The sequence below is a fragment of the Arthrobacter oryzae genome, assembly GCF_037911235.1.
Taxonomy (GTDB): Bacteria; Actinomycetota; Actinomycetes; order Actinomycetales; family Micrococcaceae; genus Arthrobacter; species Arthrobacter oryzae_E.
On sequence record NZ_JBBLYW010000071.1, the window covers coordinates 99208 to 120687 of the forward strand.

The 21480-nt window shown below is 65.8% G+C and carries 20 protein-coding genes and 3 tRNA genes; 21 read left to right on the forward strand and 2 right to left on the reverse strand.

Annotation, left to right across the window (positions count from 1 at the left end; genetic code table 11):
- Positions 1 to 32: 32 nt before the first annotated feature.
- Positions 33 to 1052: a PHP domain-containing protein gene (locus tag WMN78_RS20485; protein ID WP_340535590.1), complete on the reverse strand. Its 1020-nt coding sequence runs from the start codon at positions 1050 to 1052 to the stop codon at positions 33 to 35.
- Positions 1053 to 1225: 173 nt separating this feature from the next.
- Between WMN78_RS20485 and WMN78_RS20490 the strand changes: the two genes are divergently transcribed.
- The 17 genes from WMN78_RS20490 (at position 1226) to WMN78_RS20570 (ending at position 15847) form a co-directional block, all read left to right on the forward strand.
- Positions 1226 to 1298: transfer RNA gene (locus WMN78_RS20490), tRNA-Glu, on the forward strand.
- A gap of 96 nt (positions 1299 to 1394) precedes the next feature.
- Positions 1395 to 1468, forward strand: a tRNA-Asp gene (locus tag WMN78_RS20495).
- Between the two features lie 48 nt (positions 1469 to 1516).
- Positions 1517 to 1592 (forward strand) — tRNA-Phe (locus WMN78_RS20500).
- A gap of 532 nt (positions 1593 to 2124) precedes the next feature.
- Complete coding sequence (locus tag WMN78_RS20505) at positions 2125 to 3225, forward strand: LacI family DNA-binding transcriptional regulator (protein ID WP_425341189.1); 1101 nt, start codon at positions 2125 to 2127, stop codon at positions 3223 to 3225.
- Positions 3226 to 3302: 77 nt separating this feature from the next.
- A complete protein-coding gene (locus WMN78_RS20510) occupies positions 3303 to 4982 on the forward strand; it encodes an ABC transporter substrate-binding protein (RefSeq protein WP_340535591.1) in 1680 nt (559 codons plus the stop codon).
- Between the two features lie 102 nt (positions 4983 to 5084).
- On the forward strand, positions 5085 to 6062 hold the full coding sequence (locus WMN78_RS20515; RefSeq protein ID WP_340535592.1) for an ABC transporter permease: 978 nt from the start codon (positions 5085 to 5087) through the stop codon (positions 6060 to 6062).
- A 90-nt stretch (positions 6063 to 6152) separates the two neighbouring features.
- Positions 6153 to 7094 carry an ABC transporter permease gene (locus WMN78_RS20520; RefSeq protein WP_340535702.1) on the forward strand — a complete coding sequence of 314 codons (942 nt, stop codon included), beginning with the start codon at positions 6153 to 6155 and terminating at the stop codon, positions 7092 to 7094.
- The gene (locus WMN78_RS20525) at positions 7091 to 8044 is read left to right on the forward strand and encodes an ABC transporter ATP-binding protein (RefSeq protein ID WP_340535593.1); all 954 of its coding nucleotides are present in this window, start codon (positions 7091 to 7093) and stop codon (positions 8042 to 8044) included. Before WMN78_RS20520 ends, WMN78_RS20525 begins: the two co-directional genes overlap by 4 nt.
- Positions 8041 to 9183 (forward strand): ABC transporter ATP-binding protein, encoded by a 1143-nt coding sequence (locus tag WMN78_RS20530; protein ID WP_340535594.1) that lies wholly within the window; start codon positions 8041 to 8043, stop codon positions 9181 to 9183. Before WMN78_RS20525 ends, WMN78_RS20530 begins: the two co-directional genes overlap by 4 nt.
- The gene (locus WMN78_RS20535; protein WP_340535595.1) at positions 9180 to 10778 is read left to right on the forward strand and encodes a glycoside hydrolase family 32 protein; all 1599 of its coding nucleotides are present in this window, start codon (positions 9180 to 9182) and stop codon (positions 10776 to 10778) included. The genes WMN78_RS20530 and WMN78_RS20535 overlap by 4 nt, the downstream gene beginning before the upstream one ends.
- A 396-nt stretch (positions 10779 to 11174) precedes the next feature.
- Positions 11175 to 12770 (forward strand): glycoside hydrolase family 68 protein, encoded by a 1596-nt coding sequence (locus tag WMN78_RS20540; RefSeq protein WP_340535596.1) that lies wholly within the window; start codon positions 11175 to 11177, stop codon positions 12768 to 12770.
- A gap of 225 nt (positions 12771 to 12995) precedes the next feature.
- A complete protein-coding gene (locus tag WMN78_RS20545) occupies positions 12996 to 13445 on the forward strand; it encodes a hypothetical protein (protein WP_340535597.1) in 450 nt (149 codons plus the stop codon).
- Positions 13446 to 13532: 87 nt separating this feature from the next.
- A complete protein-coding gene (locus WMN78_RS20550) occupies positions 13533 to 13994 on the forward strand; it encodes an Asp23/Gls24 family envelope stress response protein (RefSeq protein WP_340535598.1) in 462 nt (153 codons plus the stop codon).
- Positions 13991 to 14182: a hypothetical protein gene (locus tag WMN78_RS20555; RefSeq protein WP_028272905.1), complete on the forward strand. Its 192-nt coding sequence runs from the start codon at positions 13991 to 13993 to the stop codon at positions 14180 to 14182. The genes WMN78_RS20550 and WMN78_RS20555 overlap by 4 nt, the downstream gene beginning before the upstream one ends.
- Entirely contained in the window at positions 14179 to 14562 is a 384-nt protein-coding gene (locus WMN78_RS20560) for a hypothetical protein (protein ID WP_340535599.1), read from the forward strand. Before WMN78_RS20555 ends, WMN78_RS20560 begins: the two co-directional genes overlap by 4 nt.
- Before the next feature lie 113 nt (positions 14563 to 14675).
- Entirely contained in the window at positions 14676 to 15239 is a 564-nt protein-coding gene (locus WMN78_RS20565; RefSeq protein ID WP_340535703.1) for a DUF6286 domain-containing protein, read from the forward strand.
- Positions 15236 to 15847, forward strand: coding sequence for a hypothetical protein (locus tag WMN78_RS20570; protein WP_340535600.1), 612 nt, complete (start codon positions 15236 to 15238; stop codon positions 15845 to 15847). The genes WMN78_RS20565 and WMN78_RS20570 overlap by 4 nt, the downstream gene beginning before the upstream one ends.
- A gap of 99 nt (positions 15848 to 15946) precedes the next feature.
- Here WMN78_RS20570 and WMN78_RS20575 read toward each other — a convergent pair whose 3' ends face one another.
- Positions 15947 to 17851, reverse strand: coding sequence for an alpha-amylase family glycosyl hydrolase (locus WMN78_RS20575; protein ID WP_425341190.1), 1905 nt, complete (start codon positions 17849 to 17851; stop codon positions 15947 to 15949).
- A 110-nt stretch (positions 17852 to 17961) separates the two neighbouring features.
- Here WMN78_RS20575 and WMN78_RS20580 point away from each other — a divergent pair, with 110 nt between their 5' ends.
- Genes WMN78_RS20580 through WMN78_RS20595 form a run of 4 tightly spaced genes read left to right on the forward strand, consistent with a single transcriptional unit; the run spans position 17962 to position 21451 of the window.
- Positions 17962 to 19248, forward strand: coding sequence for an ABC transporter substrate-binding protein (locus WMN78_RS20580; RefSeq protein WP_340535601.1), 1287 nt, complete (start codon positions 17962 to 17964; stop codon positions 19246 to 19248).
- A gap of 6 nt (positions 19249 to 19254) precedes the next feature.
- Entirely contained in the window at positions 19255 to 20292 is a 1038-nt protein-coding gene (locus WMN78_RS20585; protein ID WP_340535602.1) for a sugar ABC transporter permease, read from the forward strand.
- Entirely contained in the window at positions 20289 to 21185 is an 897-nt protein-coding gene (locus WMN78_RS20590) for a carbohydrate ABC transporter permease (RefSeq protein ID WP_340535603.1), read from the forward strand. Before WMN78_RS20585 ends, WMN78_RS20590 begins: the two co-directional genes overlap by 4 nt.
- The gene (locus WMN78_RS20595; RefSeq protein WP_425341191.1) at positions 21182 to 21451 is read left to right on the forward strand and encodes a hypothetical protein; all 270 of its coding nucleotides are present in this window, start codon (positions 21182 to 21184) and stop codon (positions 21449 to 21451) included. The genes WMN78_RS20590 and WMN78_RS20595 overlap by 4 nt, the downstream gene beginning before the upstream one ends.
- Positions 21452 to 21480: the final 29 nt, after the last annotated feature.

Sequence of the window (21480 nt, forward strand, 5' to 3'; positions counted from 1 at the left end):
AGGGCCCGAGCCTTGAACCCCGAGCCAGGTTGCTACTTCCCCCGCCCTGCCCACTCCAGCAGCCGGTCCAGCGGCCACGTGGTGACGATCCGCTCGGCGGGGACGCCGTTCAAGGCCGCACGCGCTGCGCCGTACTGCAGGAAATCCAGCTGGCCCGGCGCATGGGCGTCACTGTCGATACTGAAGAGGCAGCCCGCATCGAGCGCCACCCGGATCAGGTCATCCGGCGGATCCTGCCGCTCGGGGCGGGAATTGATTTCGACGGCGACATCCTGCTCGGCGCACGCCGCGAACACCCGCTCGGCGTCGAACTCCGATTGCGGCCGCTTCCCCCGGGACCCCTGCAGCAGCCGGCCGGTGCAGTGGCCGAGGACGTTCATGTGCGGATCGCTGATCGCGCCCAGCATCCTGGCGGTCATGGTGCTCCGGTCGGAACGGAGTTTCGAGTGGACGCTCGCCACCACAACATCCAGGCGGTCCAGCATGTCCGCGGACTGGTCCAGGGTCCCGTCCTCCAGGATGTCCACCTCGATGCCGGCGAGCAGGCGGAAGCCGCCGCCGCCGTCGTTCATGCCCGCCACGATATCCAACTGCTCCGTGAGGCGTTCGGCGCTCAGCCCGTTGGCGATTTTGAGGCTGGGGGAGTGGTCCGTCAGTGCGAGGTACTCCCGGCCCAGGGTGCGGGCGGCGTCCGCCATCAGTTCGATCGGGGACCCGCCGTCGGACCAGTCGCTGTGGCTATGGAGGTCCCCGCGGAGGGCTGAGTGCAGTTCGGAGCCGCCGTCCGCGAGCGGTTGCTGCCCGCGCTGGCGGAGGCCGTCAAGATAGTCGGGAACGCCGCCGTCGACCGCTTGCCGGATCACCTCGAAGGTTCTGTCCCCGATTCCCTTCATGCTTTTCAGCCGGCCGTTGCGCGCCCGGGCGGCAACCTCGGCCGGATCCAGGTCCGCAATGATCCCGGCCGCCTTCCGGAAGGCCTGGACCTTGAACGTGGGGGCCAGCTCGCGTTCCAGCCAGAAAGCGATCTCATTGAGGGCATCAACGGCATCCATCAGTCCATCTTGCACCCGCCCTGCACCCATCGCGGCCCCCGCACACCGCCGATTTTGGATATTCCCAAGGTCTGCCCTACACTTTTATAGTCCAGTTCGGAGCAACTCGAACGGGCGGAAACGAAAGGCTTCGGCCCTTTATTTTTGCCCTGAATGAGCCGAATTGAGTTCAGGCCCCCATCGTCTAGCGGCCTAGGACACCGCCCTTTCACGGCGGCGGCACGGGTTCGAATCCCGTTGGGGGTACGCAAGGAATGTGGTCAAACCGGATGGAAAAGTCTGGTAGGCTAAAGGCCTTGAAAAATTGCGGTAGCGATACTGCAGATAGCAAGAAAATAGCAAGGCCCTGTAGCGCAGTTGGTTAGCGCGCCGCCCTGTCACGGCGGAGGTCGCGGGTTCAAGTCCCGTCAGGGTCGCTCTGATTGCCAGAAGAAATTCCGGCTGTCAAGGTGACATGTCACCTAGGCTCTGTAGCTCAGTTGGTAGAGCGTTCGACTGAAAATCGAAAGGTCACCGGATCGACGCCGGTCGGAGCCACCACTGGGAAGCATCAGTTCTTCGGAACTGGTGCTTTTCTTCTTTAAGCCGTAGCCGCGGGCTGACTGGGCCTGCGTCACCTATGGCGGAGCCTGGCAGCCTCCCCGCCCATGCAGTTTCGACGCGCAAATGTCCCTGTGACACGCAAATGCTCCCGCGCCCCCCGTATTCCGGTGTCGCCGGGTAATTTGCGTGTCGCCAATCGATTTGCGACTCGTGAGGATTAGGCCGGGCCGTATCCCCTGGTGATATTCCTGCGGCTCGGGCCCCGCACCGCGGAAGCGGCCCAACGGGCCCCCACGCAACGGGCCCCACGCAACGGGCCCCACGCAACGGGCCCCACGCAACGGGCCGCGCAACGGGCCCCAAAAGTCGCCGGGGGAGTAGACCGTCCCGCGGAACTTCCGAAAATTACCCGTTGACAGTGATCAAGTAACGCGCGTAACCTAAATCACACGCTCGAGGTAACGCGCGTTAGTAACTAGGCTTTCGGCTGGCCAAGACGGCCAACGTCGGCAGGATTTTGGAGCATTCGATGGCGAACAGCACCCCCAAAGCGGCGGGCACGGGCCCCGGGCACCGGCTGGCATCCACAGTGCCCGCCCACCGGGGCGTGACCATGGCGGACGTGGCCAAAGCTGCCGGAGTGTCACGCACCGCGGTGTCCTTCGTCCTCAGCAACCGGGAGAACGCCAGCATCTCGGAAGAGACCAAGCACCGCATCCTCGAGACCGTCCAAGCGCTCGGCTACAGGCCCAACGCAGGTGCCCGGGCCCTGGCATCGCAGCGCAGCGACTGGTACGGCATCGTCACGGAGATCGTCACGGCACCCTTCGCCGTCGACATCATCAAGGGCGCGCAGGACCAGGCCTGGCTGGACCGCCGGTTCCTGCTCATCGCCCCGTCCGACCAAGCCGATGCAACAGGACCGAACCACGGCATGGAAGACGCGGCCGTTGAAAAGCTGCTGGAACAAAGAGTGGAAGGACTTCTCTACGCGGCCACTTACCACCGGGCCGTGCACGTTCCGAAGAGCGCCAGCGAGGTGCCCACTGTCCTTATCAACTGCTTCGATGCGGACGGGAAGCTGCCCTCGATCGTCCCGGACGAGCGCGCCGGGGGACGCGTCGCCGTCGAACGTTTGCTGCAAGCCGGCCACTCCAGAATCGGTGTCATCAACCTGGATCCGGACATCCCCGCGGCCGTCGGGCGTTTGGAGGGGTGCCGCGAAGCACTCGCCGAAGCAGGGCTGGAACTGGATCCTGAGCTCGTAGTCTCGGGACACGCGACGGCGGACGGCGGCTATGAGGCCGCCTGCGAAATTCTTGATAAATACCAGGCTGGGGCAGGCAGGCCAACTGCCCTGTTCTGCCTCAACGACCGGATGGCTATGGGCGCTTACGACGCCATCAAGGAGCGCGGGCTCGCCATCCCCCAAGACATCGCCGTGATCGGCTTCGACAACCAGGAACTCATTGCGGCCTATCTCAGGCCCAAGCTGACCACGGTTGCGTTGCCCTTCGAGGAGATGGGTGCGCTGGGTGTCCAGACACTCGCAAGCCTTACAGCCGGACAGCCGATCACTGCACATCAGCAAATGGTCGACTGTCCGCTGCTAGAACGCTATTCAGTCTGACGGCAAATCAACTACTGAACAGCAACCCCAACCACACCTTCACCTTCACAGCGAAGACGAGGAAAGAGATATCCATCATGACACAAGCACGATTCCTGAGGTCTGCCCGCATCGCCGCGGCCGGCCTTGCCGTGGGCGCCCTGGTGCTCACCGGATGCTCCGCAAACGCGGGCAACACCGGGTCCGCCAACGCTGATGCTTCGGCCCAAAGCGCGCTCCTGACCATTCCCCGCGAGGACATGGGCACGTTCGTTCGCAACTTCAACCCGTTCGCCCCCACCGTGGCGCCCATGACCCAGCAGGCCATCTACGAATCCCTGCTGATCTATAACCCGGCCAAGGGCGACACCACCCCGTGGCTGGCCAGCGAGTGGACGGCGGCCGAGGACGGCAAGTCCATCACCTTCACCCTCCGCGACGGCGTGAAATGGTCCGACGGCCAGCCCCTGGTCCCGGCCGACGTGGTCACCACGTTCGCCCTGCAGAAGAAGATCAAGGGTGGCTACGACTACCTGGACACGGTCACGGCCGAAGGCACCAACCAGGTGAAGTTCAGCTTCAAGACCGCCTGGTCCCCGGCGCTGTTCGACCTGGGCCAGCTGAGCATCCTGCCGGACCACATCTGGTCCAAGATCGCCGATCCCGAGAAGGACGCCAACGAAAAGCCCGTGGGGACGGGCCCTTACACCGAAGTGGACACCTTCCAAGCCCAGTCCTTCGTGCTGAAGAAGAATCCCAACTACTGGCAGCCGGACAAGCAGAAGATCGCCGGCATCAAGATGCTCGCCTTCGCCGGAAACGACGGCGCCAACCTCGCTGCCGCGAACGGCGACGTTGACTGGGCGCCCCAGTACATGCCCAACATCGAGAAGACCTTCATTTCCAAGGACCCGGACCACCGCAAGTACTGGTTCCCGCCCACGGGTTCGATGATCAACTGGCAGCTGAACACCACCAAGGCCCCGTTCAACGACACAGATGTCCGCAAGGCACTCAGTATGGCCGTGGACCGGGAGCAGGTCACCAAGATCGGCATGAGCGGCTACACCAAGCCGGCGGACTGCACCGGGCTGTCGGGGAACTACGAAACATGGAAGAACAAGGACGTCCAGGACAGCTGCGACTGGACCAAGCTCAACGTTGACGAAGCCAACAAGCTCCTGGACAAGGCCGGCTACCCGAAGGGCGCGGACGGCAAGCGCACGCTGAAGGACGGTAAGCCCTTCGAGTTCAAGATCTCCGTGGGCGCCGCGTCCTCCGACTGGCTTTCCGTGGCCAACGTGATCGCACAGAACCTCGCCGAGGTGGGCGTGACCGCCAAGGTTGATTCCCCGGACTGGGCCGCCGTGGTGGCAGGCTACGAGACCGGCGATTTCGATTCCGGCATCGTCTGGAGCGCCAACGATCCCAGCCCGTACAAATACTTCGCCGGCATGATGGGTACGGCCACGGTCAAGCCGGTGGGGGAGAAGACCTTTGAGAACTACCACCGCTTCGGCGACCCCAAGGCCGACGCCCTGCTGACCGAGTTTGCCGCCTCTGCGGATGAGGACACCCAGCACGAGATCGTTGACAAGCTCCAAGAGGAGTACAGCGCGGTTGCCCCGGCCATCCCGCTGTTCGCCGGCCCGGAATGGGGCGCCTACAACAACACCCGCTTCACCGGCTGGCCCACGGAAGAAAACCCGTACGCCACCTTGTCGGTCAGGGCGCCCACCACGGTGCTGGTCCTGACCTCCCTGGAACCGGCCAAGTAATCCACGGCCCCTCCGAGGCCGCCCCAGACCGCACACCCGGCGCTGTTTCCGGCGCCGGGTGTGCACCGCCCCACTTCCGCAATTCCCGAATGGAGGGAAACCGTGCGCTTTATCCTGCGCCGCCTGGGTTTCTACCTGATCGCCTTCTGGGTGTCCATCACTTTGAATTTCCTGCTCCCGCGCTTTATGCCGGGGGACCCCGTATCCCGCATGTTCGCCCGCACCCAGGACCGCATGCAGCCTGAACAGATCGAGGCGCTGCGCAAACTGCTCGGCGTCGACGATCGGCCCATCTGGGAGCAGTACGTCGACTACCTTCACAACATGGTCACCGGGCAGATGGGGGTCTCCATCTCCCGCTTCCCCACGCCGGTCACCGAGGTGATCGCCTCGCAGGTGGGCTGGACCCTCTTGCTCGGCGGAACCGCGTTGGTGATTGCCGCCGTCGTGGGCAACCTGCTCGGCATCCTGGCTGCGTGGCGGCGCGGCGGAGCCATTGACTCCGCCCTCCCTCCCCTTCTGATCTTCATCGGGTCCTTCCCGTACTTCTGGCTCGCGATGGGCGCCCTCTACCTGTTCGGCGTCACGCTGGGCTGGTTCCCGATCCGCCACGCGTTCAGCGACACCATTGAGCCCAGCCTCAGCTGGGCGTTCATGTCCGACGTCGGCATGCACCTGGTGCTGCCGGCCCTCACCATCGTGCTGGTGTCGGTGGGCGGCTGGATGCTCGGGATGCGCAACACCATGATCGCCACCAACGCCGAGGACTACATCACCATGGCCGAAGCCAAAGGCCTCCGCCCGGGCCGGATCATGTTCCGCTACGCCGCCCGCAACGCCATGCTCCCGTCCGTGACCAGCTTTGGCATGAGCCTGGGCTTCGTGGTGGGCGGCGCGCTGCTGACCGAGGTGGTGTTCGCCTACCCCGGCGTGGGCTACCAGCTCCTCAACGCCGTCCAGGGACTCGACTACCCGCTCATGCAGGGACTGTTCCTGACCATCACCGCCGCCGTGCTGCTGGCCAACTTCCTGGTGGACATCCTCTACGTCCGCCTCGACCCGCGCGTGCGCGCCAACTAGGAAGGACGGACCATGACCACGTCCATCGCAACCACCGCCTCAACCGTGGCGGGGGAGACCCTCGCCGGCGGCACCGGCACTATCGCTGGAATGCCCGACGGCGGCACGGGCGTTCCGCCCGGAGCCTCCGTCCGCCGGCCCAACCGCACCCTGCTGCACGGGCTGCTGACGAACAAGAAAGCCATGACCGGCGCAGCCATCCTGTTCATCTTCATCGCCCTGGCGCTCCTGGCCCCGGTGCTGTACCCGGACAACCCCTCCAAGATCACCGGCATGGCGTCCCAGGAGCCCGATGCCGAGTTCTGGCTGGGCACCACCGCCAAGGGCCAGGACGTCCTGGCCCTTACCATCCACGGCGCACGCAGCTCCCTGTTCGTGGGCCTGACCGTCGGCTTCGCCTCCACGTTCATCGGCATCCTGGTGGGCCTTGCCTCAGCCTACTTCGGCAAGTTCATCGACGAAGCCCTGTCCCTGACCACCAACGTGTTCCTGCTCCTGCCGGGACTTCCGCTCCTGGTGATCCTGGCCGCGTTCCTGCCGCCGGGCCTGGGCACCGTGATTCTTGTTTTGGTGGTCACAGGCTGGGCCGGCTCGGCCCGGGTGCTGCGTTCGCAGGCCCTGTCCATCCGTTCCAAGGACTTCGTGGCCGCAGCCGTGGTTACCGGCGAACGGCCCCTGCGGATCATGTTCCGCGAAATCCTGCCCAACATGGCCTCCATCGTGATGGGCACGCTGCTGGCCTGCATTATCTACGGCATCGGCGCGCAGGCAGGCCTCGAGTTCCTGGGCCTGGGCGACGTCAGCACGGTCTCCTGGGGCAACAACCTGTACTGGGCCGGCAACGAGGGGGCCCTGCTGACCGGCAGCTGGTGGGTGTTCGTGCCCTCCGGCCTGTGCATCGCGCTGGTGGCGTTCTCGTTGTCGCTGATCAACTACGCGGTGGACGAGGTTACGAATCCCCGCTTGCGGAAAATACAGAAAACCAAGCCGGTGCGCAAGCCTGCACAACCCGGAAAGCGAGCATCGGCATGACCGTCTCCCAGACCTCCTTCGGGTCCCACGAACCGGTCCTGGAAATCAAGGACCTCACCGTGAAGTACCGCGGCGACACCCGGTCCACCACCGCCGTCGACCGTGTCTCCTTCAGCATCGGCACCGGCGAAATCTTCGGCCTGGCGGGTGAGTCCGGCTGCGGCAAATCCACCATCGCCAATGCCATCATGCGGCTCCTGCGCGACCCGGCGGAGATCGCGGGCGGCAGCATCCGCTTCGGCGGCAAGGACGTCCTGGCCATGAAGCAAGAGGAGCTGCGCCGCTTCCGCTGGCAGGACGTGGCCATGGTGTTCCAGTCCGCCATGAACTCGCTGAACCCGGTGATGACCATCGGTGACCAGATCGTGGATATCTACACCACCCACGCGGGCTACACCCGGAAGGAGTCGCTGCGGCGGGCGGCCGAACTGCTGGAACTCGTCCGGATCGATCCCGCCCGGCTGAAGTCCTATCCGCACCAGCTCTCCGGCGGGATGCGGCAGCGCGCGGTGATCGCCATGGCGGTGGCCCTCAGGCCCTCGCTGCTGATCCTGGACGAGCCCACAACCGCGCTGGACGTGGTGGTGCAGCAGGAGATCATGGCCCAGATCAAGGAACTGCAGCGCGAACTGGGCTTCTCCGTCCTGTTCATTACGCATGACATGTCCCTCATGGTGGAACTCTCGCACCGGATGGCCGTCATGTACGGCGGCCGGATCGTGGAGACGGCCAAGGCCAGGGACATCCACGCCGCCCCGCAGCACCCCTACACCCAGGCCCTGATGGGCGCGTTCCCTCCGCTCACCGGCCCCCGGGTGCCGCTGAGGGGCCTTGCCGAGGGCGTGAAGTTCAGCAACATCGCCGATCTTGAGGAAGCCTCGCCCGGGCACTTCGTTTCGCCCCTTCCCGCGGACCAGAAGGCCGCCGTCCTCCAAGGAGCACAGCCATGAGCACCCCCGTTTCAGCACGGCCGGCAACGGCACTGAATACGCCTGACCTCACGAACGGCGAGGCTCCCGCCCTCGAGGTGAAAGGCCTGGTCAAGGATTTCCACAGTGGCGGACTGTTCTCCCGCGCCTCGGTCCGGGCCCTTGGTGGAGTCGACCTCACCATCAGGAGAGGCGAAATCGTGGCCCTGGTGGGTGAGTCCGGCTCGGGCAAGAGCACGCTGGCACGCTGCATCGCACGGCTGGAGAAGCCTACTGCCGGCCGGATCCTGCTTGATGGCACGGACGTGCTAAAACGGGACCGGTTCCAGGCATCCAGGGAGTACCGGAGCCAGTTGCAGATGGTGTTCCAGGACCCCTTCGGCTCCCTGAACCCGGTCCACCGGATCGAGCACTTCCTCACCCGTTCGCTGACCCTGCATGGCAAGGCCGGGACCCCCGCGCAGCTACGCACCCGCCTGGACGGGCTGATGACCACCGTGGGCCTCACCCCGGACATGCTCAACTCCTACCCGCACGAGCTCTCCGGCGGGCAGCGTCAGCGCGTGGCCATCGCCCGGGCCCTGGCAGTTGAACCGGAAGTGATCCTCGCGGACGAACCCACCTCCATGCTGGACGTCTCCGTGCGGATCGGCATCCTGAACCTGATGCGCCAGTTGCGGGACAAGCAGGGCATCTCCATGCTCTACATCACCCACGACCTCGCCTCGGCGCGCTACCTCGCGGACCGGATCGCCGTCATGTTCGCCGGGGAGCTGGTGGAGGAGGGCGAATCGCTGGACCTGCTGGCCAACCCCGCCCATCCCTACACCCGGCTGCTGGTTTCGGCCGTGCCGGATCCCGCCCGCACCGGATCCTACGATCCGCGGGAACGGGCGGCGCTACGCGCAGCGGTGATGGAATCGGCGTCGTGCGCGTTCGACGGCGACCCGGAGCAGCGGTGTTCCGCCGTCGAACCGGTCCGCCACCGTGTGGGCGATCCCGCCAACGAGCACTGGGTGCGCTGCCACCTCTACCGGCCGCCGGCATCGGCTGCCAGCCACGCCCTGTCCGCCGAGCCCCTCGAACCCGCCGGACCCCTCGAACCCCTGGAAGCGTCGCCAACGAACGATTCCCGCACAGAAAACAAGGCTTCCGCATGACCGAATTGACCCACCCCTTGGCCACCGTGCCCCGGGATCAACTCGTGGCACGCGCCGAGGCGGACCCGCACCGGCCGCGGTTCCACTTCGTCTCGCCCGCAGGCTGGCTCAACGACCCCAATGGCGTCAGCCAGTGGAACGGGACCTACCACCTCTTCTACCAGTACAACCCGGAGGGCGCCTTCCACCACCGCATCCTGTGGGGCCACGCCACCAGCCCGGACCTGGTCAACTGGACCGACCAGCGCGTGGCGCTGGTGCCGTCCGAGGGGCCGGACGCCGACGGCTGCTGGTCCGGCGTGATGGTGGACGACGGCGGCACGCCCACCCTGGTGTACTCCGGCCGGCACGGCGCCAGCGAACTGCCCTGCGTGGCTGTCGGTTCCCCGGACCTCCTGAGCTGGACGAAGGCTCCTGAGAACCCCGTCATCCCGGCGCCCCCCGCCGGCGTGGACATCACCGCCTACCGCGACCACTGCGTCTGGCGGGAAGGCCCGCGCTGGCGCCAGCTCGTGGGGTCCGGCATCCGCGGCCGCGGCGGTACGGCGTTCCTGTACGAGTCCGCCGACCTTCGCCGCTGGGACTACATCGGCCCGCTGTTCATCGGAGATGCGTCCTCGGGGGATCCGGCCGCCACGGACTGGCAGGGCACCATGTGGGAGTGTGTTGACCTGTTCCGTGCAGGCGGCGGGGCTTTGGGGGACCACATGCCCGCCGCGGGCACCGACGTCGGAACGGACGTCTTGGTCTTCTCGGCCTGGCACGACGGCGATACCCGCCACCCGCTCTACTGGACCGGACGCTATGCGGGGGATTCGTACTCCCCGCGGGACCTCCACCGGCTGGACTACGGCGGCCGCTACTTCTACGCCCCGCAGTCCTTTGCCGACGGGGCCGGGCGGCGGGTCATGTTCGGCTGGCTGCAGGAGGGCCGGTCGGAGGCGGCCATGGTGGAGGCCGGCTGGTCCGGCGTGATGAGCCTGCCGCGAGTGGCCACCCTGGACGCGGGCGGGGACCTGGCCTTCGCTCCCGTTCCGGAGGTGGCGTTGCTGCGGCGGGACCACGTCCGGATCGGTCCCCGTGCCATTGCCGGCTGCGAGGTCCTGTCCGGCGTGTCCGGAAACCAGCTGGACCTGGAGCTGGAGCTCGAACTGGAGCCGGGGAGCGTCTTCCGCCTGGGTGTCTTGGGCGCGGGCGTCACGGGTTCGGGTGCCAATTTCGGCGGCGGCGCAGCCGAGGAAACTGTCATCGAGGTTGTTCGTCCTGCCGGACAGCCGGCCGCAAGCGCTGCCGTAACCAGCGGGGATTCCTGCTTGCGCCTGGACCGCTCCCGCAGCAGCCTGGACCCCTCTGTGGACGCGGACGAGAAATCCGGCCCGGTGAACCTCCCCGGCGGGAGACTGCACCTGCGCGTCCTGGTGGACCGCTCGGCACTGGAGGTCTTCGCCAACGGCAAACCGCTGACGGTCCGGGCGTACCCGACCCTCGGCGGGGAAGCCGTCCGCCTGTCTGCCGACGGCACGGTCCGGCTGCTGCGGCTGGACGCGTGGCGGATGGAGGGAGTCTTCGGCGGCCCCCGACCGCTGTTCCCCTAGGCCCCGTTCGGGCCGGGGCAGAACGTGAATACCGCGTGGCCGGAGGGTGACATTTCACGCTAAAGCAGATGTATGATGCAACATTTGACTCGAAAATTCCGATGTGGCACGCGCGCGCAATGGGCAATGTAAGCGCTTGCACAAATGGAGCGAAACTAGGCTTTCGGAGCCGTGAAACGCGGTTTGATAAGCAGGCTTCGGCCTGCCTAACGTAGAAACCGGCGCCGGAAAGGAATCCTTTCCGAATCGCCTGCCGGGGCCCTACCCAAGCCCCGACCCCTCGACACAAAGGCGTCCTCGATGACGCCTGCCGTGTCGTCGGGAACGCCGGAGTTTCGGGAAAAGGGCATATGCCCGTCTTCCACGAATGGTCTTACTCCGCGAGAAGAGCAAAAAATGCACAAGCACCCCAACACACCCCGGATGCTGCGGTGGCGCCCCGCCGCCGCAGCACTGGCAGCGGCCGTGGCGGCCTCTGCCTTCCTTGCGGTTCCGTCGGCCCAGGCCAACGAACCCGCGGACCCGCCCGCCGCTGAGCAGATGCCTGCCCCCACCCCCGGCTTCCCGCTGCCCACCGAGCACAGCCAGAAGGCCTATGACCCGGCGGCGGACTTCACCTCAAAGTGGACCCGCGCCGACGCCAAGCAGATTATGGCGCAGAGCGACTCCACTGTGGCCCCCGGCGAGAACTCCATGAGCCCGGATGTCACCATGCCGGAAATCCCCGAGGATTTCCCCGCGATGAACGACGACGTCTGGGTCTGGGACACCTGGTCCCTGACGGATGAGAATGCCAACCAGATCAGCTACAAGGGCTGGGACGTCATCTTCTCCCTCGTTGCCGACCGCAAGGCTGGCTACGGCTTCGACCAGCGCCACTGGAACGCCAGGATCGGCTACTTCTTCCGCAAGACCAACGCCGACCCGGCCAAGGACAAGTGGAACTACGGCGGACACGTCTTTGCTGACGGCGCGTCCATCGGCAACACCGAATGGTCCGGTTCCACCCGCCTGATGCAGGGCAACCAGGTCAACGTGTTCTACACCGCCACCACGTTCTACGACGTTGCCGAGCGCAACGCCGGAGGCGGCGGCATCGCCCCGGACGCATCCATCGCCAAGGCGCTGGGCAAGATCCACGCCGACCAGAACGGCGTGACCTTCGACGGCTTCAAGCACACCAAGCTGCTGGAACCGGACGGAAAGATGTACCAGACCAAGGAGCAGAACCCGGGCTTCGCGTTCCGCGACCCCTACACGTTCGCTGACCCGGCCCACCCCGGCAAGACCTTCATGGTCTTCGAAGGCAATACCGGCGGAACCCGCGGCGAATACGAGTGCAAGCCCGAGGACCTCGGCTACAAGGCCGGCGACCCGAACGCCGAAAGCCTCAACGAGGTCAACAGCAGCGGCGCCTACTACCAGACCGCCAACGTGGGGCTGGCCGTGGCAGACAACAAGGACCTGACCAAATGGTCCTTCCTGCCCCCGGTCCTCTCGGCCAACTGCGTCAACGACCAGACCGAGCGTCCGCAGATCTTCATCCAGAATGAAGGCGGCAAGAACAAGTACTACCTGTTCACCATCAGCCACCAGTTCACCTACGCCGCCGGCATGCGCGGCCCGGACGGTGTCTACGGCTTCGTTGGTGACGGCGTACGCTCGGACTACCAGCCGATGAACAACAGCGGCCTGGCCCTGGGCTCACCCACGGACCTCAACCTTCCGTCCGAGTCCCCGGAGGCACCCACCCCGAGCCAGAACGGCCGCCAGTTCCAGGCATACTCGCACTACGTGCAGCCGGGCGGCCTGGTTCAGTCCTTCATCGACAACGTGAACGGCGTCCGCGGCGGATCCCTCTCGCCCACCGTGAAGATCAACTTCCGCGACGGCGTGTCCCAGGTTGACCGCAGCTTCGGCCAGAACGGCCTTGGCCCGTTCGGCTACCTGCCCACCAACCTGAAGGTTGGCGGCGAGGGTCTCTACAAGTAACCCGCGTGGCGGGACTCACCGCCCGCAGTAGCAAGGCAGGGGCGTCCGGAACTTTCCGGGCGCCCCTGCTGTTTTTTGTACCTCTATATATAGGGACAATTGCGCGACGCCACGTGGAATACCCCAGCCCATCCGGGCTAGACTCGCACGCCGGGGACAGAACGCCATTGCCGCACGCGGCCGGAAACGGATCGGGCGGCGCAATCTCAACCAGAAAAGTGACTTTTGAAAAACCTTGCACGCCCTCTGACCGCAGCCGCCCTCTTCGCCGCACTGGCACTCACCGCATGCTCCGCACCGGAAGCCGGCAGCGCGCCGTCGTCGTCCGCTCCTGAAACGGCCGCTGCAGCGGCGACGCCGAGCCCCAGCAAGAGCTCCGGCCCCCACGGGGACTTTCCGTCCGCGGCGGAGGCGTGCACCACCATCTCCGAGCAAGTCACCGGGGCGTCGCTGTTTCCGCTCTCGGCCGCGCAGGGTAAAACGGCTGAACTGGACCAGCTCAAGGCGGAGCTGAGCGAAACCGCCGAACGCGTTCCGGACGAGCTCAAGGCCGATTTCGCCAACCTCAAGGAGGTGGCCGTCGCCGGGCTGGGCGACCAGTCCGTGTACTCCAGCGGAAAGTTCGACGCCGCCATGACACCGGTTACCGCCTGGCTCGCCGCCAACTGCGCCTAGGGATGTTCGGCTAGCGATTATCACCGGCGTTCGGTCGCTTTTCGCGGCCAAGGGATAGGGTGGTGTTCAAGAGAAGGGGAGTGCCTGATGGAATACCAGAACCCACATCCCGCGCCGGGGGCCCACGCTGATCCAGCCGTTGCCCTGACGGCCGGAACCGGACGAACCGTGATTTCCGAGACAGCTGTCGCCAAGGTTGCCGGCATCGCCGCCCGCGCTGTTCCGGGGGTGTATTCGCTCGGCACCGGTCCGTCCCGCGCCCTCGGAGCCATCCGGGACGCCGTAGGCAGCTCAGACCACGCCGCCGGAGTCCACGCGGAAGTCGGCGAGACCCAGGTGGCCGTGGACATTAACCTCGTGGCCGTCTACGGGACGCCGTTGCATGCCTTGGCGGACCAGGTGCGTGCCGCAGTCTATGCCGCCGTGGAAGAGCTCGTGGGCCTGCAGGTCATCGAGGTCAACGTGGAGATCAACGACGTCTACGTGGCGGGGCCCGCAAAGCCCGGCCTGCCCGTGGAAGCCCCGGTTGAAAGGGAGGCCCTGCAGTGAACCTGACCGTGGTGGGAATTGCGGTGGGCGCCTTCGTGGCGTTTATGTCTTTCCAGTTCGGCGTCTGGGGCTTCCTGGTCTCGCTGCTGTTCATGGGGATCGGTGCCCTTTTTGGCCGTGCCGCGGAAGGGAAACTTGACCTGCGCAGCGTGTTCGATGCCATTACAGGCCGGCGCTCCTCCTCATGAGCAGCACGGCCGGATCCGTGGCCGGTGGCTCCGTGATGGCCGGGCACAACCGCATCAGCACGCAGGCCCTTACCAGCCTGGCACGGGCCGCAGCCGCTGAGGCGCTGGGCGTCCCGGCGCATGACGTCCGGGCCGACTGGTCCGACGACGACGGCCTGCTGGCCCTCTCGCTGGTCCTCCCCATCAGGATCCCGCCGCTGACCACGGTCCTGCGCGACCCTGGCCGCGTCGGCGGCTTCGGCGGATCCATCCGGGAGCGCGCCCTCGCCGCCAGGCCGGTGATCCTGCACCGCGTTGCGGAACTCAGCGGGGCGCAGCTGAGCCGGGTGGATATCCGAATCAGCGGCGTTGCCATCAGCGAAGGGGGAAGGGTCCAGTGAACAACGCGACCGACGTCCGCTCCAACGGCAGCCGCGCGGCGGGCAATGGCGGCTCCGGTCCTGCTGCCGATGCCCTTGCCGGCGCGGGCACCCCGGACTCCCGGGGTGCCGGGATGCGCCGCATCCTGGACCGCGAAACGCGATCTTCCCGGGCCGGGGTGTCCGGGATTGCCGCAGTCCTGGTGATCGTCCTGTGCGGTTACGGGCTACTCGAGGCCGCGGTGCGCGCGATCGGGCAGCCGCCGTGGCTCATCGATCCGCAGACCGCAGCGGAACGCATCATCGCACTCCCGCAGGGCATGCCGCCGCTGCTGCTTGGTGTCATCGGAGCCGTGACGGCCATGGCGGGGCTGTTCTTCGTGCTCAACGCCGTGCTGCCCGGCCGCCGCGCCAGGCACCTGCTTCCGGATCCCCGCGCAGGGGTGGTGGTTGACGACGAAGTCATCGCCTCGGCATTGGCCCGTCGTGCCCGGCTGGCCGCGAACGTCACGCAGGAGCAGGTGATGGTCATCGTGTCGCAGCGCCAGGTGACCGTCAACGTGCGGCCCACCTCAGGCGTCCCGGTCAGCGAGAACGCCGTCCTGGCCGCCGTCCTGGACGAACTGCGCGAGATGGCGCCGGAGCCGATGCCCGAAGTAAGCGTCAATGTGGCCACGTCAGGAGTGATCGGGGCATGAACAACACACCCAGAACACTGAACAGGATCCTGATCGGAATCCTCGGGTTGAAGCTGCTGGTCATCGGGCTGCTGCTAGTCCTGCTGGCCACCGTCCCGGCGGTGGCGCCGTGGTGGCACCAGTGGTCCGCCGGCGTGTGGAACGGAATGAGCCAACTCTTCCGGCGCACCACGGTTCCGGGCCGCGGAGAAAGCTGGTTGTGGGCCGTCATCGCCCTGTTGCTGGCCGTGGTTATAGCCTTGATGGTCGCCTGGGTAGCCCAGCAGGGCAAAGGCCGCTCCGGCCTGATCGTTGCCGAGGACGACGCCGGAGGCTTCCCCGGCAATGTGCGGATCGGCGCCGGCGTTGCCGAGCAGGCGCTGCGGGCAGCGTTGGCCGAACGGCAGGACCTGGCCGGCGCCACCGTGGCAACCTACGAGATCCGCGGCGAGCCCGCGCTGAAGATCCGGCTCCAGCCCCGCCATGGCGTGCCCCCGCACCTACTCGCGGCGGACCTGTCGGCCCTCGTGGAGGCGCTGGATGCCGTCGTAGGCAAGCGCATCCCGGTGCTGATCCACATTGGCGTGGGGGCGCGCTCCCGGTTCAGCAGGGCGGAACGCGTGCGCTGAGCGCAGCAGCACGCTTTGGACAGCACCCTATAAACAGAACCCTCTATACAGCAGGGGCGCTCCTTCCCTCCGGAAGGCGGCGCCCCTGCTGTTCGCGGTCTAGCCGGCTACCAGGTAGACCGCAGAGTTCGGCGCGAGTTTCCGGGCGCCGCCGGGACCCGCCGCAGAGTCGGCCTGTCCGCCCGTCACGGCCTCCCGGCTGCTTGCGACGGCAACCCGGTAACCCTCCGGCAGGGGTGCTGCGGCGATGCCCATGTTGGCGACCACCAGGACGTCCTTGTTGTGGAAGGCGAGCACGCCTTCCGCCGGCGCATGCACGTCAGCCCAGCGGAAGCTTCCGGCGCCAAGCCGGTGTTTCTTGCGGAGCGCCAGAGCGGCTCGGTACAGCTCCAGGGTGGAACCTTCGACGCCCTCCTGCTGGTCCGCGGCCAGCTCGCCGAAGGACTCCGGCTGGGGGAGCCATGGGGTGGCCGGCGCGCTGACTGCGGACACGGACGCGAAACCGTAGCCGGGCTCCGCGGCTTTCCACGGAAGGGGTACACGGCAGCCGTCGCGTCCCCGCTCCACGCCGTTGGTCCGGAAGAATGTGGGGTCCTGGCGGGCCTCGGCGGGGACCGTGGTGTGTTCCGGCAGGCCCAGTTCCTCTCCCTGGTAAAGGTAGGCCGAACCGGGGAGTGCCAGTGAAACCATGGTGGCGGCGCGGCCCCGGGCCCGGCCCAGCCGGGCGTCGGGCTGCTCGTCCTCGGCGGCTATGCCCTTCGGGAAGGTGGTGGGGTCCTTCAGCCCGAAGCGGGTGGTGTGCCGGACCGTGTCGTGGTTGCTGAGGACCCAGGTGGTGGTTGCCCCCACCGTGGCGGCGGCACGCAGTGAATCCTCAATGGCCGCCGCCGTCCGTTCCGCGTCCCAGCCGGCCAGCAGGAAGTCGAAGTTGAACGCCTGCTGCATTTCGTCGGGCCGGACGTACCGGGCAAGCCGTTCGGCCGGCTCCACCCAGGCTTCGGCCACCATCATGCGGTCGCCGTCATATTCGGCCAGCACGCGGTTCCAGTCGCGGTAGATGTCGTGCACGCCGTCCTGGTCAAAAAAGGGCGACGGCGGGTAGAGCGGCGAGACTGCCTGGTGCTCGTCGTCGGCTGCGGCGCCGGCGCCGGCTGTTGCAGCTCCAGCGGCAGGGGAAGGAGCGTGGTGGGCTCGGTGCGGTTCCTCGGCCTCGGTATGGCCGCCATGGGCTTCGCCCGGCAGGTCGGTGGCTCCTTCCACCATGGCTGCCATGCCGTCCCAGTCCGGCAGCCCCGCTTCCTTGACCATGCCGTGGGCCACGTCCACGCGGAACCCGTCCACGCCGCGGTCCAGCCAGAACCGCAGCACCGAGCGCATTTCCTCCTTGACCTCGGCGTTGTCCCAGTTCAGGTCCGGCTGCTTGGTATCGAAGAGGTGCAGGTACCATTCGCCGGGCGTTCCGTCGGACTCCGTGACCTGGCTCCAGGCCGGTCCGCCGAAGATGGATTTCCAGTTGTTCGGCGCCAGGTCCCCGCTCCCCGAACCCGGGACGGAGTCCTTGCCGGGCCGGAACATGTACCGGTCCCGTTCCCGTGAACCCGGGGGCGCAGCGAGGGCTTCCTGGAACCACACGTGTTCATCCGAGGTGTGGTTGGGAACAAGGTCAACAATGACCTTCAGCCCCAGTCCGTGAGCTTTCTGCAACATTTCGTCGAAGTCCGCCAGGGTGCCGAAGAGCGGGTCCACTTCGCGGTAGTCGGCGACGTCGTATCCGGCATCCGCCTGGGGTGACTTGTAGAACGGGGACAGCCAGACGGCGTCCACTCCGAGCTGGTGCAAATGGTCCAAATGGGCCGTCACTCCGCGGAGATCGCCCATCCCGTCCCCGTTGGCATCGGCAAAGGACCGGGGGTAAACCTGGTACACGACGGCGCTGGCCCACCACGCCGGAATCGAGGAGCCGCCTGTCGGTACTGGGCTGTGTGCCACAGATATCCTTTCCATAAACATCGGTGTAAACGCTTGCATTTCTCACCGCAACGTTACTAGTGTGATGGGCACCACTTCAACCGCACCGCCGATTTTGCTCGACACTCAGCGAGGAGTCTCTTCATATGAAAACCCCTAAAATCTTTTTGCCGGCAGCTGCTGCCGGCGTTTTGGCGTTAACCCTTTCCGCCTGTGGCGGCGGAGGCGGCACTACGGGCGGGGGTGGCGGCGGCGACGCTGAACAAGGCCTCGATGGCCGCGGCCCCATCACCTACGTCCAGGGCAAGGACAACAGCAACGTCGTCCGCCCGCTCATTGAGAAATGGAACGCTGCGCACCCGAACGAGAAGGTCACCTTCAAGGAACAGACCGACGCCGCTGACCAGCAGCACGACGACCTGGTCCAGAATTACCAGGCAAAGAACCCGAATTACGACGTAGCCAGCGTCGACGTGGTGTGGACGGCTGAATTCGCCGCCAAGGGCTGGCTCCAGCCGCTGAAGGACAAGATGGCGGTAGACACCACGGGCATGCTGGAGCCCACCATCGAGGCAGGCTCCTACAAGGGCACTCTCTATGCGGCACCGGTATCGTCCGACGGCGGCATCCTCTACTACCGCAAGGACCTTGTCCCCACTCCGCCCAAGACCTGGGACGAGATGATGGAGATGTGCTCCATCGCCAAGGCCAACAACATCGGCTGCTACGCGGGCCAGTTCAAGAAGTATGAAGGCCTCACCGTCAACGCTTCCGAGGCGATCAACTCCTTCGGCGGTTCCGTGCTGGACAAGGACGGCAAGCCGAGCCTGAACACTCCGGAAGCCAAGACCGGCCTCGAGAACCTGGCGAAGGCCTACGAAAACGGCAACATCCCGAAGGAAGCCATCACCTATCAGGAAGAGGAAGGACGCCAGGCATTCCAGGACGGCAAACTTCTCTTCCACCGCAACTGGCCGTACGTGTACAACCTGGCCACCACTGAAGCGTCGTCCAAGGTCAAGGACGTCCTGGGCATGACCGCCCTGCCCGGTCAGAGCGGCCCCGGCGCCTCCTCGCTTGGTGGCCACAGCGCCGCTGTGAGCGTGTACTCCAAGAACAAGGCCACTGCCCTGGACTTCGTGAAGTTCCTGACGGCCGAAGAGCAGCAGAAGTTCTTCGCCACCCAGGGTTCGCTGGCGCCCGTGCTCGGTAACCTCTACGAGGACCAAGAGCTCGTGGCCAAGCTGCCGTACCTGCCGGTCCTGAAGACGTCCATCGAAAACGCGGTACCGCGGCCTGTGACGCCGTTCTACCCGGCGGTGACCAAGGCCATCCAGGAAAACGCCTACCCTGCCATCAAGGGAGAGAAATCCGTGGAAACTGCTCTGTCTGACATGCAAAAGTCCATCGAATCCGCTAGCGCGGGACAGTAGCCTCTCATGGCTACCGAATTGGGCCCGACGCCGGTAAAAAAGCCGGCGTCGGGCGGTACTCCGGTCCATCACGGCCCTAAGGGCGTCGGTGAGGACAACAAGATCCTGAGCCAGGGCAAATGGGCTTCCTGGCTCCTTGCCCCCACCATCATTGCCCTGGCGGTAGTGATCGTTTACCCGATCATCAGCGCGCTCGTGATGTCCTTCCAAAAGGACGCCGGCCTGGACCCTGTCACCGGGCTTTTCACCGCCGGCGGTCCCGCGGGCGTCCAGAACTACGTGAACTGGCTGGCCCAGCAGTGCTCCGCTCCCGGCGGCGGCACGGTTGCCTGCCCGCCCGGAACACTTGGCGCCCAGTTCTGGTCCGCGACGGCCACCACCTTCTTCTTCACCGTGGTGACCGTGACCCTGGAAACCGTCCTCGGTTTCTGGATGGCCCTCATCATGGCGAGGACCTTCCGGGGACGCAGCCTGGTCCGTGCAGCAGTCCTGGTCCCGTGGGCCATTCCCACCGCCGTGACGGCCAAGCTGTGGCTGTTCATCTTCGCTTTCGAGGGCATCGCGAACAAGCTGTTCAATACCACCATCCTGTGGACCGGCAGTGAGTGGCCGGCAAAGTGGGCGGTGATCATCGCCGACGTTTGGAAGACCACGCCCTTCATGGCCCTCCTCATCCTCGCCGGCCTGCAGATGATCCCCGCAGAGGTGTATGAAGCTGCCAAGGTTGACGGTGCCAGCACCTGGCAGCGGTTCCGCATGATCACCCTGCCGCTGGTCAAGCCGGCGCTGATGGTGGCCATCCTGTTCCGTACCTTGGACGCACTTCGCATGTTCGACCTCCCGTACATCCTGACGGGCGGTGCCAACAACACCACCACGCTGTCCATCCTGGTGATTAACCAGATCAGGCAAGGGTTCAACGCGGCGGCAGCATTGTCCACCATCACGTTCATCATCATCTTCATTGTCGCGTTCATCTTTGTACGCTTCCTGGGTGCGAACGTCGTGGAACAAAGCGGAGCCACCGGTAAGGGGAAGAAATGAGCGCCGGGACAGCCACGACTGCCCTGAGGGCAGAGCAGGACAGGGGCAGGAAAGCCGCCCAGAACCGGGAGAAACTGGCGCAGGGGCGTACCTACATCAGCGCCGCCGTGATCCTCATCTGGTGCCTGGCGCCGGCGTACTGGATGGTGGTGACGGCGTTCCGCGATGTGGACTTCACCTACGACACCTCGATACTGCCGACCCACATCACGCTGGACAACTTCAACACGGCCTTCGATACCTCCTTTGGAAACAGGTTCGGGCAGGCACTGCTCAACAGCGTTTTCATCGGCGTCGTCGTCACGCTGGTGTCGTTGCTGATCGGTGTTTTCGCGGCGTACGCCCTGGCACGGTTGAACTTCCGGTTCAAGTACCTGGTGCTGGGCTTCATCCTGGGCGCATCCATGTTTCCGGGCGTCGCCCTCATCACCCCGCTGTTCCAGCTCTTCACCAACATCGGCTGGATGGGCACCTACCAGGCGCTGATCATCCCGAACATCTCCTTCGTGCTCCCTCTGACCGTGTACACGATGACCTCCTTCTTCCGTGAAATGCCGTGGGAGCTTGAGGAATCGGCGCGGGTGGACGGCTGCACCCAGGGGCAGGCGTTCCGAAAGGTGATCCTGCCGCTGGCCGCACCGGCCATCTTCACCACGGCCATCCTGGCGTTCATTTCCTCCTGGAATGAGTTCCTGATCGCCAGCCAGCTGTCCAGCGACGCAACACAGCCGGTGACGGTGGCCATTGCCAGCTTCGCCGGTGCGCAGCCTAACCAGATTCCGTACACCGCCATCATGGCCGCCGGAACCATCGTTACCATTCCCTTGGTGATCCTGGTCCTGGTCTTCCAGCGCAAGATTGTTGCCGGCCTCACCGCCGGCGCCGTCAAGTGACAGGTTCGGCTGTGCGCGGAGAACAGAACCACGGGCGGGTCCGCAGCGAACACCGACGGGCCCGCTCCGGGGAAGACTTCGACATCATCATCGGATTCCTCGGGTTCTGGGCCGTTGTCCTGCTGGTGGTCACCGTCTGGATGGAGGTGACCGCCCAACCGGCCCTCGGCTGGGCGCTGGGCCTGCTGGGCGTACTCCTGGCCCTCTACGGCATGGTGCGGTTGCGCCGGCGCCTGCCCGCCAGGACCGCTACACGTAAGAAATAGGAGCTGATCAAGAGCTCAAGGCTGGGCGG